The following is a 12,735-nucleotide window of genomic DNA, read 5'->3' as shown; positions in this document are numbered from 1 at the left end:
GGGCTGTGCTCCGGATGTCAAGCCCGGCCTTTGGCCGCCCCTGCGGGGTTTCAGGCTTGACATCCGGAGCACAGCCCCGTTTCGGCTTTGTGTCACGGGGATGACCCGGTGTGGGATGGGCTCCGGCTCGGTTGTATCGGGCCGGTCGCGGGGTGGTGGGGGCTGATGGGGGTTGGGTTGGGGGTTGTTGAGTGCTGCCGATCGGTTGGGTGCGGGGTTTCTGCGGGTGGCGGGGTTGCTGTTGGTGGGGTGTGGTGCTGTGGGATCAGTGGTGGGTGAGTGTCGCCTGACGGCGTGTCGGTTCGGTGCTGTTCCGAAGTGTGTGGTGGTGGGGCACCGGGTGACTGTCCACATAGGCTGGATGGGCTGCCGTGAAACGCGAAGAGAATGTCGCTAGGGCTTCGTGTTTCCGTGGTGTGGAATGGTTTTCGCGTTGTTCTGCTGGCGTTGATCACCGTATTGGGCGACGGTTATGTGCTCGAAATTCTGTTCGATGGTTGAGAGAATAGAGGCATGGCACCGCTGATGACCGCTGTTGATGCGCCGCCCGCTGCTGCGGGTGTGGTCGCGTCCTCGACCGCGCCCGAGCTGGGCGGGGTCGGGTCTGGGCTGGTTGCGGTGGTGTCGTCGTTGACTGATGAGGAGTTGACGGCGCGGATTGGTGAGATGGAGGCCTGGATTCGTCGGGCGCGGATGGAGCAGTTGCGGCTGATCGCCGAGGCTGACCGTCGTCGCGTGTATGCGGCGCGGGGTGCGCGTTCGACGCAGGTGTGGTTGAAGGGCCTGCTCAATATCGACGGCCCCGACGCCACCGTCCGGGTCCGTCTCGCCACCGCCACTGTCGATACTGGCGAGGAGTCCGACGCTGTTGGCGGAGTGGAGCTGCCGGTGGTGGCGGAAGCGCTCGCCGAGGGTGTGATCAGTGTGGATCACGCCAATGTGATCTCCCGTTGCCTGTCCAGGCTGCCTGAGCACGCTCGTCACCGGGCTGGTGAGGTGGAGCGGCTGTTGGTGGAGCACGCGTGTCGGTTGTGTCCGCGTGATCTGGCCAAGCTCGCCGATCGCATTCGCTACGCCCTCGATGCCGAGGGTGTGGTGCGTGATGAGGAGGCCCAGTTCGAGGCGCGGGAGTTGCACTATGCGACTGCCCGGGACGGGATGCTGGTGATCAAGGCTCGTCTGGATCGCGAGTCGGGTGCGAAGTTCGTGGCGGCGTTGCAGCCGTTGGCCGCGCCGCGTCCGGAGGAGGACGGGGTGAAGGATCCGCGCACGGTGGGGCAGCGCAACGCCGACGGTTTCACGAGCTTGCTTGACCTTGCTTTGGAGTCCGATGGCATGCCCCGCACCGGCGGTCAGCGCCCCCACCTGACGGTCACCGTCAACTATGAGGATCTTGCCGCCACCCTCCAGAGCAACGAGCTCGCGGCGTTGGGTGGGGCGGGGACGCTGGAGGCCACCGGTCAGGTGGTGAGTCCGCAGGCGATCCGCCGGATTGCCTGCGACAGCGATGTTCTGCCGATGGTGCTCGGCGGTGACAGTCTCCCCCTGGATGTGGGGATGAGTCAGCGCACGGCCCCGCCTCACCTGCGTGCGGCACTGCTGGCGCGGGATGGGGTGTGTGCGTTCCCGGGGTGTGATCACCCGCCGGGCACGCCGCAGGCGCATCACATCCGGCACTGGATCGATGGTGGCCCGACACGGGTGGACAACATGGTGATGCTGTGTGCTCACCATCACCGAACCATCCACACCCAGCACTGGAACATCGCCCTCCATGAGGGGCGTCCGGTGTTCACGCCACCGTCCAGTGTGGATCCGGATCAAACACCCCAACCAGGCGGGAAAGCCGATCCCGTCGTACACAAGCATGCCCTCGAACAACTCATCCCCCCCACCACGAACACCACCCGAGGGCACCCGATGACCACCTGCGCACAGCCGGTGGGAACCCCACCCTGCCCTCAGCCTGAAACCCCCCGCTGACACAACACGAACAAGAACCGAACCCAGATCGAAATCAGGCACGCCGTCAGGTGACGATCACCAGCTACTGATCCCTAAGTGAGAACCAAAACCATCCGCAAGCCCGCTGCATGGCCCACAGTGAAAGGAAACCCACCGGTGACACCCACCAACCCTCAACCCACCGTCCATCAGTCCCAGTCCCAGTCGCCTCGAGTCCGGCCCGATGGTGTCGAGATCCGGGGTCCGTTCCATACCGGGTCATCCCCGTGACATAAAGCCGAAACGGGGCTGGGGTCCGGATGTCAAGCCTGAAACCCCGCAGGGGCGGCCAAAGGCCGGGCTTGACATCCGGAGCACAGCCCCCACAATCCACCGCCCACGGGGATGACCCCCACCAACAACCGAACAGACACAGGTAGAAAGCACCTTGAAAACTCAACAGCGAAAACAAGAAGCCAAGCCACCCTAGAGCAACTTGATGTCCTCGATAAGCCAACGAGAATCAGACCGAACAAGCGTCATCTGCATCCGATTCCGATCAATACGAGGCTGAGGACTGTTGACGTTGGTGATCTCCTGATCAACGAACAACGTCACAACAGCCCGTTGCTCATCGGCCTCAGCAACCCCAGCAGACACGACGGTGCCCCTCGACACGGCACGGTTCTGCCTGATCAACTCGGTCAGACTGCCGCTGATCTCCTTGTACTGCTCAGCGAACTGTCCGTGAGAGTTGGCGGTGACGGCCGAGAAGTTCCGCTCCAAGCTGTTGAAGTCGTAAGTGGACAGATCAGTCGCATAAGTGCGTGCCGCATCCAGCGCACTGCGCCGAGCGTCTTCGACAGCTTGCGCCTGCTGCAGCTGCGAGCCCAGAGCGCCCAGCATTCCGAAGACAGCGATCAGCAGGGCGAGCACGAGCAGGCTCTTCGGCTGCCACACCCGCTGGAGCAGGGACTTGCGCTCGGGTTCGGTTTCTTCGGTGTCGGTCATCAGCGGACTCCTTGCAGCGGTACGGAATACCAGGACCGTGGGCCGAGGATCGTCGCTTGGCCACCCGCGGCACCGAGTTGGACGCCGGCCCGGGTTCGGCCAGTAGTCGGGTCGTAGGTGGTCATTGCCGGGCGTGGGGCGTTGGCCGCGCCGCGCTGGCCGACGTTGGGTTGAACCGGTGGGCAGTGGCCGCTCAGATTGGCCTCGCGGGGTTCCACCTCCGTGGGGGAGCGGCGTTCTGTCCCCGTGGCGCAGATCGGGCCTTGGGTGCCGATCAAGTACAGGTCGGCCGTGTCACCGTGGACCACTCCGCCCAGGCCGGACAGGGCTTCCGGTAGTGAGATGAGCAGCTGGTCCAAGGCCGGGGTGCGGACCATGACGATCTGGCCCGTGGTGACCAGGTTGCCCAGGAGCGCCGTCGTGGCCGGGTCGTTGCGCGCGAACAATTCGGTGAGGCGTTGGGTGGCGCTGGGGGCGGTGTCCAGGATTCGGTCGAGCTCCGGTTGGTGCTCGCGGATCTCGCCGGACAGCGAGCGCAGGCCCGCCGTCAGGTCGCGGATCCGGTCGCCTTCGGGACCGGTCAGGGGACGCGCGTTGTTGATCAGCCGGTCCAGCTGGGGTTGGTGCTCGCGGGTGGCTTTGAGCAGCGCCGCTGAGTTGTCGAGGATGCGCGTCAGCTCCGGGCCTTTGCCCGCGAGCCCAGTGGAGAGTGCTTCGGTGACCGCGGAAACGTCTTCCGGCCGCAACTGCTCGCTGAGCTCCGTGAAGTGCACCAGAAAGGTGTCCAGCGGGACCGGTCGTCGCGTGTGCTCTGCATCGATGGTGCTGCCGTCGTGGAGGTAGGGCCCGGAGCTGGTGGCGGGTTGCAGGTCCACCGTCTGCACCGCCAGAGGCGTGGCCATGCTGATTACGGCGTCGCTGTCCGCCGGAACCTGCGCGTCAGGGTGCAGCGCGAGCTGGACCGAAACCCCGTCCCCGCCGGGGTCGATGCGGACATCGGACACCGTGCCGATGACCACTCCCCGGTAGGTGACCTGGGAACTCGGGGTCACCGATGCCGCGTCGGGCATGCGTGCGGTCACCCGGATCGGATCGCGCAGCGCACTCGGCCCGGCGACGTTGGTGATCACGTAATAGGTGCAGGCGATGCTGATCGCCAGGAACAGCGCGAGCTGGGCCAGGACCAGGCGGCGGTTCATCGAGTACCTCCGCGCAGGACCGATCCGACATCACCCGAAGCCGGCGGCGGCATCGGCTTTCCGGGGGCGAGCAGCTGCACCACGGTTCCCGGAACGTCGAGCGTGCCGTTGAACAGCACGTAATCACCGGGCGTTGCCTGCTGGATCAGGTCGAAGAACCGGCGCAGCGAACCCACCGTGGTGGCCAGTCCGCTGTCGAGGGAACGCAAGTCGGCCAGCACCGGCCGGAACTTCTCGACCTGCCGGGTCAGCGACTCGTCGGTCCGCTCCACGAGCGCAGCAGTCGCAGTGCTCAGCGAAGCGGTGCTGTCCAGCAGCGCGGTGAAGCGCTCGCGTTCGGCGAGCAGCACGTCGATCGCGGGCCGCACCTCGGTCAGCGCGGCGTCCAGCGAGGCCTGGTCATCGGCCAGGTGTTGCGAGGTCGCGTGCACCGAGCCGATGAGATGGGTGAGTTCGGCGCGGTGCTGGTCCAGCGAGGTCAGGGTCCGTTCCAGCTGGCCCAGCAAGTCGCGTACCTGCTGCTCGCGGCCGGTGAGCGCGGTGTTGAGCTCGGTGATGACAGTACGCGCCTGGTCGATGCCCGCGCCGTTGAGCAGGGTGCTGGCGGCCGCCAGCGCGTTCTCCACGTCCGGGCCGCGGGAGGTCTGCTCGAGCGGGATCACCGAGCCGTCGATCAGCACCTCTCCGCCGGGTGTGGGCGGTGGTTGCAGGACCACGAACTCCTCGCCCAGCGGTGAGGCGAGTTCCAGGCGTGCCGTGGTGCCCACCGGTAACCGCACCTCCTGGTCGATGTCGAGCTCGACGATCGCGCGGAAGTCCGCGGTGCCGATCTTCGACACCCGACCCACCACACCTTGGCCCAGCCGCACCGCACCGCCCTTCGGCAGACGTCCGACATCGGCGAACACCGCGGTGACCTGGTATCCGGAACCACCTGTGCCGATCGGTGCGTTCTGCAGGCTCAGCCCGCACGACGTGGTCAGGAGCACCGCAGCGAACACGAGGCGTTTCACCGGCCACCTCCCAGCACGGCACGCAGCGGTTCGATGTCCGGTGGGAACGGGACCGGGTTGGTGATGCCCGCGCCGGTGCACAGCGGCAGCGGCAACTGCTGGCACAACCGGGCAGTGGTGTCGGTCTGGCTGAGGTTCGTGGAGATCGTCAGCCGCAACCGCAGGCGTTGATCCGGCGTGACGGCCCGGCTGAAGTTGTCCATCGCCAGCGGCGTCGTGTCCAGCGTCTCGGCCAGTTCCTGCTGCCGAGCGGCCAGGGTGCCGGCGAACTGGGACAGCTGGCCGATGTCACCGCCGAGTTGCTCGCCGTGGCGCCGCACGAGGTCGTCGACGGTCACCAGAACGTCGGACAGCTTCGTGAGCGCATCGCTGATCTCCGCTTGCTGGGCCTGGAAATCCGCTCCTGCCTGCGCTGTGGAAGCGGCCAGCGAGTCCACGGTGTCGCGGTGGCGGACCAGCAGCTGGACCAGCTGGTCGAGGTTGTCCACCACCGACCCGATGTCGCCGCTGTTCGTGGCCAGCACTTCGCTGGCCCGCGACAGATTGATGATCGCATCCCGGATCTGCGGCCCCCGCCCGTCCAGCGAGGCCGCGCTGCTGCGAAGTAGCCGGTCGAGCACGCCCGGATCGCCGCCGGAAGGTCCGAAGGCCGCCATCAGCGTGTCCAAAGACGCGGCCAACTGGTCGAACCGGATCGGGGAATGGGTGCGCTGCACCGGGATCAGCGCGTCGTCGGCCAGCCGCGGGCCGCCGGTGTAGGCAGGCCCCAGCTCGACGTATCGGTCGCTGATGATCGCAGGGCTCATGATGTAGGCCTGTGCGCCCGAAGGGAGTGCGATGTCGGCAGGCATGGACATCCGCACTCGCACGGTCGAGCCCTGCGGCTCCACGGACTCGACCCGGCCCACCGGGACACCGAGGATCGCCACCCGGCTCCCGGGGAAGATGCCGTCGGCGAAGCTGAAATCGGCTGCCACGCGCAGCGCCGGTCGCGGCGACAGCACGGTGAACCAGGCACCGGTGATCAGCGCGGCCAGCACGCAGCAGACGATCAGCAGCTTCCGGCTCATCGGCACCCCTTGAACAGCCCGGCGGCGCACAGCACGTTGTCCGGGACCGGCCCCAGCGGCGCCGAGACATCGGCCCAGGGGCCGTTCCCCGTTGCGTTGGCCAGGTACCGGCCCGTCGGACCGAGCCGTTGCAGGCTCTCGTCGATGGCTCTGTCATTGCGTGCGAGGGAGTCAGTGAGCGCGTGCAGATCGTTCAGCAGCGGATCCAGGACGTCCCGGTTGTCCGAGACCAGCCGGTGCAGGTGGTCGACGACGGTGTCCACATCGGTGATGAGCTGGCGGACGACCATCCGGCGCTGCTGCAGGGTGTCGACCACAAGCTGCGCATCGCCCAGCAGCGTCACCAGGGTGTCCTGCTGCTCGACCAGGGTCGAGGTCAAGGTCTGGGTGCTGCGCAGCAGTTCCTGCAGCTGTTGCCTCCGTTCACCGATGATCGCCGACGCCGTCGCGACTCCGTTGAGCGCGTCGCCGAGCAGCTTCGGGTCCTGCGGCGTCACGTCCTCCAAGGTGGCGATCATGGTGCGCAGCTGAGGCAGGTCGAGGCCTTCGGCGGTGGACTTCGCGTCGGTTTGGAGCTCATCGAGGCTGTAGGGCACCGAAGTCCGGTCCAGCGGGATCGTTTCGCCGGGGGAGAGCTGGCCCGGGCCGGTGGAATCCACGCTCAGGTAACGGGTTCCGAGGACCGTGCGCAGCTTGATCGCCGCGGTGGTCGTCGAGCCGAGGCTGTGCGCGCTGTCGAGCCGGAACGAGACGCGCACCCGATCCCCGGCCAACGCCACGTCGGTCACCCGGCCCGACGGCACCCCGGCGAGCATGACCTGGGTTCCTTCGGTGAGGCCGGCGGCGTTGGCGAACTCGGCGTGGTACTCGTCGGTGCGCAGGAGGAACACCACCCGGGGCACGGTCGCGGACGCGGTCAGCAGGAGGAGCAGCACGATCGCCCCGATCGCTCCGTTGACCAGCACCTTCCTCATCGGCAGACCTCCGTGTGCGGGCCGGTCCCGAGGTCTGCCTGGACGCCGTCGACGGCAACGCCGAGGTTGCACAGGTAGACGTTCGCCCAGGACCCGTAGCTCGTCGCCCGGTCCAAGGTGTTCAGGAACGCGGGCATGTCCTGGACAGCACCGTCGATCTGGCTTTGATTGCGCACCAGCATCGACGTGACGTCCTGCACCGAGCGCACGTCGCGGGACAGCTGGGGTCCTAGGCCGTCGAGCAGTCGTGCGAGCGAGCCGGCGACTTCGGAACCGCTGTCGATGGCGGCGGCGATCTCCTGACGGCTGGCCGCGGTCTCCGCAGCCAGCCTCCCGAGCCCGTCCACCAGGCCGCGCAGGTCCTCGCGCCGCTGCTGCACCGTGCCCAGCACTGAGTTGAGGTTGTCGATCACCTCGCCGATCACCTCGTCGCGGGACGCCAGGGCATCGGTCAGCGACACGATCCGCGTCAGCAGCGCGGACACCGTCCCGCCTTCGCCCTGGAACACCGCGACGATCTCGCCCGCCAACTGGTTGACCTGCGCGGGTTCCAGCGTGTCGAAGAGCGGTTTGAACCCGTTGAGCAGTGCGGTGAGGTCGAGGGCCGGGCGGGTTCGTTCGACCGGGATGGTGGCGCCCGGCGCCAGTGGCGGGCCGCCCTGTCCCGGGGTCAGCGCGAGCGCGCGGGCACCGGTGAGGTCGGCGTAGCGGATGACGGCGAGACCGGTGGCGGGGACGGGCTGCTCTTCGACGACTTCGAAGTCCACTTCGGCGAGACCACCGCGCGCGGCGACCTCGGTGACCGTGCCGACCCGCACCCCGGCGACCGTCACCTCGCTCCCCGGCTGCAGGCCCGCGACGTCGGTGAACACCGCGCGGTAGGGCACTAATCGACCGGTCATCGGGTCCGTCAGCGTGTTCACCACGAGGACACCGCAGAACAGCGACACGACGACGAAGACGGCGAACCGGAGCGCAGGTTTCACGGCGTGACGACCTCCGTTCCGCGCACCACCGGGCCCAGCAGCAGGCCCAGCGCATCAGGAGCGGGCGGACTCCCGGGAAGCAGCGGCGCGAGCTCGCGCAGCACGTCGCGTTCCTGCTGACCGCCCACGGGGCCGATCGGTCCGCGCGGCCGCGCGTCGTGGCAGTTCGGCCCGTCCATGCCGGGGTAGCGCGGGCAGTCCTCGGGGCCGTAGGGGTACGGCCGGTGCAACGTCCCGGACAGGCGGATCTTGAAGAATCCGGTGGACAACGAGCGGTTCGCACCGTCGAGGAAGGTGTCCAGGCCGTTCACGCCCTCGCGAATCGCTCCGGGATGGCGCCCGAGCACGTCGGCGACCGGCTCACCGGACCGCACGAGCTGGATGATCCGCTCGGAGTTCTCGTCGACGAACCGCTGCGACTGGGAGGTGAACGCCAACCCCGCCCCGAGCAGATCACCGATGTCCTGCCGCCGCTGCACGACTGGGCCGGACAGTGCGACGGCGTCGTCCAACGCTCGCGCCGCATCCGGTGCGGCCGCGGCGATGTCGTCGGCGAGTGCGGCGAGGTCGGCCAAGTCGTCACCGGTCAGCGGCGGATCGGCGGTCAGCTGAGCGGAGTCGTCGATCAGCTCGCCCAGCTGTTCACCGCGTCCGCGCATCGCCTCGGCCAGCGCGGAGAGCGAGACCTGGAGCTGCGCTGGTTGCAGCGAATCCACCAGGTCGTAGAGGCGGTTGTAGGCGTGGTACAGCTGCATGGTGGGGTGGGAGTCGTCGGCAGCGAGCTGAGCACCGGGTGCGAGCGCCGTGCTGGCCGAGGTCGCCGAGGTGACCAGGTCGAGGTACTGGTCGCCGAAGACGGTGCGCGGCATCAACCGGACGCGCACATCGCCCGGGACGTCGGCGAAGCTGTCGGGCTCCATCCGCAACGTCAGCCGGGAGCCGGAGAGCCCGGGCTCGACGGCGGCCAGTCGACCGACCCGCACGCCGCGGTACTGGACGGGTGTCTCCGGCCGGATCAACCCGGCTTCGGCCGGAAGCACTGTCGTGACTTCGGGTTTCGAGCGCAAGGCACCCGCACCGCCGAGGACGATCAGCACGGCCACCAGGGCCAGCGCGAGCAGCCCGGATATCCCGCGTGCTGCGAGTGTTCGGCGCGCGTTGGCTCCCAGCGGCTCGGTCATGTCATATCCCCAGCGCCGGTAACGTCGGTCGAACGCCCCAGAACGCGATGCTGAGCAGCACGTCGGCGACCGTGATGGTCACGATGCTGGTGCGCAGCGCGCGTCCGGCGGCCTTGCCCACGCCTTCCGGGCCGCCGCTGGCGTAGTAGCCGTAGGCGCAGTGCACCAGGGTCACCACGATCGCGAAGGCGACTGCTTTGAGCAGGGAGAAGAACACGTCGTCGGCGGTGAGCACGAGGCGGAAGTAGTAGTTGTAGGTGCCCTCGGAGACGCCGTTGAGCTGCACCACCGCGATCCCGGTGGCCAGGTAGGAGGCGAAGAGACCCACCAGGTACAGCGGGACGACCGACAGGAACGCCGCCATCATCCGGGTGCTGACCAGGTACGGCAGCGAACGCACCGACATCGCTTCCAGGGCGTCGATCTCCTCGGAGATGCGCATCGCCCCCAGCTGCGCGGTGAACCCGGTGCCGACCTTGGCGGCGAGCGCGATGCTGGCGACCAGCGGCGCGATCTCGCGGGTGTTCACCACGGCAGCGGCCAGGCCTGTCATCGGGGACAGGCCGAGCAGGTCGAGCCCCCGGTAGCCCTCCAACCCGACCTGGGTGCTCGAGACGAACGACATCGCGAACACCACGCCGATCGTGCCGCCACCGGCCAGCAGCGAAGCCGAGCCGAGGCTGATCTCGCCGACCAGGCGCGCCACATCCCGCCGGTAGCGCGTCAGCACGTGCGGGACGGTGGCGATCGCCTTGAGGTAGCAGGTGAAGTGCAGCCCGGCGGCGGCCAGCAGGTCCACCGCGGACCTGCGTCCCCGCGCCATCAGTACTCGCCCTTCGCCGGGACCAGCACCGGGTACAGCTCGGTGATGACCGCGTTGGCGACGAAGACCAGGATGAACGAGATCACCACGGCCTCGTTGACGGCGGTGGCCACCCCACCCGGTCCGCCCTTGGCGGTCAGGCCCTTGAAGCAGGACACCAGTGCGGCCAGCACCGCGAACACGGCGGCCTTCAGCAGCGCCACGACGAAGTCCGGGACGCGGGAGAACTGCGTGAGGGTGCGCAGGAAGGCCCCTGGTGCGTCCCCGAGCACCAAGACCTGGAACAGGAACGTCGTCGCGATGCCGACCAGCAGCACGATGCACGCCAGCAGCGCGTTGACCACCATCGCGGCCACCACCCGGGGCACGACCAGCCGCTCGACGACCGGGATGCCCATCACCTCGAGGGCGTCGACCTCGTCGCGGATCTTCCGGGCGCCCAGGTCCGCGCACATCGCCGAGCCGCCGACGCCGGAGATCATCAGCGCGCAGATCAGCGGGGCGGCCTGCCCGACGATCACGAACGCCACCACCGCACCGCCGTAGCCTTGAGCGCCCAGCTGGCCGGCGAGCGATCCGACGTTGAGCGCCACCACGACGCCCAGCGGAATCGTCACCAGGAGTGCGGGAAGGGTGGTGACGGAGGCCAGGAACGTCGCCTGCCGCAGGAATTCCGCGACGTTGAACCGGGCTCGACCGACGGTCCGGACGACGGCGTTGGCGGTGCGCACGGCGAAGTCCAGGAGCAGACCGGTTTGCAGCAGTGCATCGGCGATCGGGCCGCGGGCGGTGGGCAATCCCCGGTACATCCGGCACTCCTCCCCGTCGAGGTGGCTGCAGGACCTCGAACGAGCGCGCGGCTTTGACTTGTGGGTCGTGGTCCGGTTTCCGCGTCTGTCGGTTCCGATCACGGTCTTGCTTCCCTCAGCCGGATGTCAATGCCCGCCACCCGAATGCCGCGCGGCCGGTCGGGTGGGGGTGGAGGTCCGCTCTGAGCGGGTCGAACGCCCGGTTCGACGGGATTGCTCGATGGTCCACAGTGGTCATCGTGATCATTTGTCCAATGTGGATCTACGGGCCCGCGTTCGGTTCGAACACCGACGCGATTTCGGGAATATAGAAGGATCATCGCTCGACCTGCGGTGCTGCAACGCGGCTCATACGATGCCGGTTACGCCTCCTTGTCGGCGTATGGGGGGAGGGTTGATGGTCCTGTCGCTGCCCGACGGCGCGGTGTCCGGGGAGGAATCCGACCACCCGCACACAAGCGCACGTTCGGGTGATTTTCCGCGCAGTGCGGTGGTGCTCGCGCGTATGCGTTCGGAGAACTTCCCGGTCGCGTCGCGAATCTTGCCGCACGGCCTGCGACAGCACCTGCACGCGCTCTACGGGTTCTTCCGGCTCGTCGACTTCGCCGGGGACGAGGCACCGGGCAACAGGGATGCGCTGCTGGACTTCCTGGAGGTCGACCTCCGACGCGCCTACCAGGACACGGCCCGCATCCCCATCGTGCGAGCGCTGACCGCCACGGTCGCGGAGTGCGGAATCCCCCACGACGTGCTGGCCAAGCTGATCGAGGCGAACCGGCAGGACCAGCAGGTGCGCCGCTACCGGACCTTCGACGAGCTGCTCGACTACTGCGCGTTGTCGGCCAACCCGGTCGGGGAAGCGGTGCTGCACGTCTTCGGCCGGGCCGAACCCGCGCTGATCGCGCTGTCCGACCGGATCTGCAGCGCCCTGCAGATCTTGGAGCACTGCCAGGACGTCGCCGAGGACTACCGCCAGGACCGGGTGTACCTGCCGACCGACGACATGCGGCTGTTCGGTTGCCAGGAGCCGGACCTCATCGCTTCGCGCGCCCCGACGAGGCTCCGCGGGCTGGTGAAGTTCGAAGTGGACCGGGCGCGGCGGATGCTTGAAGCCGGGGCACCGCTGGTCGGCCGGCTGTCCGGGATGGCGCGGGTCGCGGTCGCCGGGTACTTGGCGGGCGGCCGGGCCACGGCGGCGGCGTTCGCGGCCGCCAACCACGATCCGCTGGGGAGCGACGTGCGGCCGAACCGGGGGCGCACCTTCGTCGAATGGGGGCGGTTGTACGTGTTGGGAGGCACGTGGTGACCGAATCGGCGCGGATCCGGGACGCGTACCTGGAGTGCGAGCGGATCACGCGGGAGCAAGCGCGGAACTTCTCCTACGGCATACGCCTGTTGCCCGGCCCGAAACGGCGCGCGCTGTCCGCGGTCTACGCCTTCGCCCGTCGCATCGATGACATCGGGGACGGGCACCTGCCGCGCGAGGACAAGCTGCGGCGGCTCGGTGAAGCACGCGAGGACGTCCACGCGGCCAGCACGGACTCGACGGATCTGGTCGTGGTCGCGCTCGCCGATGCGGCCGAGCGGCTGCCGGTGCCGCTGGCGGCCTTCGACGAGCTGATCGACGGCTGCGAAGCCGATGTGCGCGGAGTGCGGTACCGGACCTTCGACGAGCTGCTGCACTACTGCCGGTGCGTCGCCGGATCGATCGGACGCCTGTCACTG

General features: G+C 68.2%; 12 protein-coding genes. 3 read left to right on the top strand and 9 right to left on the bottom strand.

What is annotated here, in order from left to right:
* Positions 1-513 precede the first annotated feature (513 nt).
* Entirely contained in the window at positions 514-1,983 is a 1,470-nt protein-coding gene (locus tag ABTZ89_RS25715; RefSeq protein ID WP_351049168.1) for an HNH endonuclease signature motif containing protein, read from the top strand.
* Positions 1,984-2,430: 447 nt separating this feature from the next.
* On the opposite strand, the gene ABTZ89_RS25710 is transcribed toward ABTZ89_RS25715, so the two are convergent.
* The 9 genes from ABTZ89_RS25710 to ABTZ89_RS25670 are packed head-to-tail and all read right to left on the bottom strand — an operon-like array spanning position 2,431 to position 11,010.
* On the bottom strand, positions 2,431-2,955 hold the full coding sequence (locus tag ABTZ89_RS25710) for an Rv1363c family protein (RefSeq protein WP_351049165.1): 525 nt from the start codon (positions 2,953-2,955) through the stop codon (positions 2,431-2,433).
* Complete coding sequence (locus ABTZ89_RS25705; protein ID WP_351049162.1) at positions 2,955-4,154, bottom strand: MlaD family protein; 1,200 nt, start codon at positions 4,152-4,154, stop codon at positions 2,955-2,957. Before ABTZ89_RS25705 ends, ABTZ89_RS25710 begins: the two co-directional genes overlap by 1 nt.
* Complete coding sequence (locus tag ABTZ89_RS25700) at positions 4,151-5,167, bottom strand: MCE family protein (protein WP_351049159.1); 1,017 nt, start codon at positions 5,165-5,167, stop codon at positions 4,151-4,153. Before ABTZ89_RS25700 ends, ABTZ89_RS25705 begins: the two co-directional genes overlap by 4 nt.
* Complete coding sequence (locus tag ABTZ89_RS25695; protein ID WP_351049156.1) at positions 5,164-6,237, bottom strand: MCE family protein; 1,074 nt, start codon at positions 6,235-6,237, stop codon at positions 5,164-5,166. Before ABTZ89_RS25695 ends, ABTZ89_RS25700 begins: the two co-directional genes overlap by 4 nt.
* A complete protein-coding gene (locus ABTZ89_RS25690) occupies positions 6,234-7,211 on the bottom strand; it encodes an MCE family protein (protein ID WP_351049153.1) in 978 nt (325 codons plus the stop codon). The genes ABTZ89_RS25695 and ABTZ89_RS25690 overlap by 4 nt, the downstream gene beginning before the upstream one ends.
* The gene (locus ABTZ89_RS25685; RefSeq protein WP_351049150.1) at positions 7,208-8,197 is read right to left on the bottom strand and encodes an MCE family protein; all 990 of its coding nucleotides are present in this window, start codon (positions 8,195-8,197) and stop codon (positions 7,208-7,210) included. The genes ABTZ89_RS25690 and ABTZ89_RS25685 overlap by 4 nt, the downstream gene beginning before the upstream one ends.
* Positions 8,194-9,378, bottom strand: a complete 1,185-nt coding sequence (locus ABTZ89_RS25680; protein ID WP_351049147.1) for an MCE family protein — start codon at positions 9,376-9,378, stop codon at positions 8,194-8,196. Before ABTZ89_RS25680 ends, ABTZ89_RS25685 begins: the two co-directional genes overlap by 4 nt.
* 1 nt (position 9,379) lies before the next feature.
* The gene (locus ABTZ89_RS25675; protein ID WP_351049144.1) at positions 9,380-10,201 is read right to left on the bottom strand and encodes an ABC transporter permease; all 822 of its coding nucleotides are present in this window, start codon (positions 10,199-10,201) and stop codon (positions 9,380-9,382) included.
* Positions 10,201-11,010: an MlaE family ABC transporter permease gene (locus ABTZ89_RS25670; protein WP_351049141.1), complete on the bottom strand. Its 810-nt coding sequence runs from the start codon at positions 11,008-11,010 to the stop codon at positions 10,201-10,203. The genes ABTZ89_RS25675 and ABTZ89_RS25670 overlap by 1 nt, the downstream gene beginning before the upstream one ends.
* Positions 11,011-11,407: 397 nt before the next feature.
* Here ABTZ89_RS25670 and hpnC point away from each other — a divergent pair, with 397 nt between their 5' ends.
* Both hpnC and ABTZ89_RS25660 read left to right on the top strand, forming a co-directional pair.
* Positions 11,408-12,316, top strand: coding sequence for a squalene synthase HpnC (gene hpnC / locus ABTZ89_RS25665; RefSeq protein ID WP_351049138.1), 909 nt, complete (start codon positions 11,408-11,410; stop codon positions 12,314-12,316).
* Positions 12,313-12,735: phytoene/squalene synthase family protein (locus tag ABTZ89_RS25660; RefSeq protein WP_351049135.1), on the top strand; the 423-nt coding region annotated here is incomplete at its 3' end. The genes hpnC and ABTZ89_RS25660, both read left to right, overlap by 4 nt.

Origin of the sequence: Saccharopolyspora sp. NPDC002686, from assembly GCF_040295745.1 — a bacterium.
Taxonomy (GTDB): domain Bacteria; phylum Actinomycetota; class Actinomycetes; order Mycobacteriales; family Pseudonocardiaceae; genus Saccharopolyspora; species Saccharopolyspora oryzae.
The sequence above is the reverse complement of the archived record's forward strand: the minus strand, read 5'-3'. Positions and strand labels throughout refer to the sequence as shown.

Bases quoted from the DNA above. Each gene is read 5' to 3' on its own strand.
- ABTZ89_RS25710 (WP_351049165.1), bottom strand. From the start codon at position 2,955: ATGACCGACACCGAAGAAACCGAACCCGAGCGCAAGTCCCTGCTCCAG.
- hpnC (WP_351049138.1), top strand. From the start codon at position 11,408: ATGGTCCTGTCGCTGCCCGACGGCGCGGTGTCCGGGGAGGAATCCGAC.
- ABTZ89_RS25695 (WP_351049156.1), bottom strand. From the start codon at position 6,237: ATGAGCCGGAAGCTGCTGATCGTCTGCTGCGTGCTGGCCGCGCTGATC.
- ABTZ89_RS25675 (WP_351049144.1), bottom strand. From the start codon at position 10,201: ATGGCGCGGGGACGCAGGTCCGCGGTGGACCTGCTGGCCGCCGCCGGG.
- ABTZ89_RS25680 (WP_351049147.1), bottom strand. From the start codon at position 9,378: ATGACCGAGCCGCTGGGAGCCAACGCGCGCCGAACACTCGCAGCACGC.
- ABTZ89_RS25715 (WP_351049168.1), top strand. From the start codon at position 514: ATGGCACCGCTGATGACCGCTGTTGATGCGCCGCCCGCTGCTGCGGGT.
- ABTZ89_RS25690 (WP_351049153.1), bottom strand. From the start codon at position 7,211: ATGAGGAAGGTGCTGGTCAACGGAGCGATCGGGGCGATCGTGCTGCTC.
- ABTZ89_RS25670 (WP_351049141.1), bottom strand. From the start codon at position 11,010: ATGTACCGGGGATTGCCCACCGCCCGCGGCCCGATCGCCGATGCACTG.
- ABTZ89_RS25705 (WP_351049162.1), bottom strand. From the start codon at position 4,154: ATGAACCGCCGCCTGGTCCTGGCCCAGCTCGCGCTGTTCCTGGCGATC.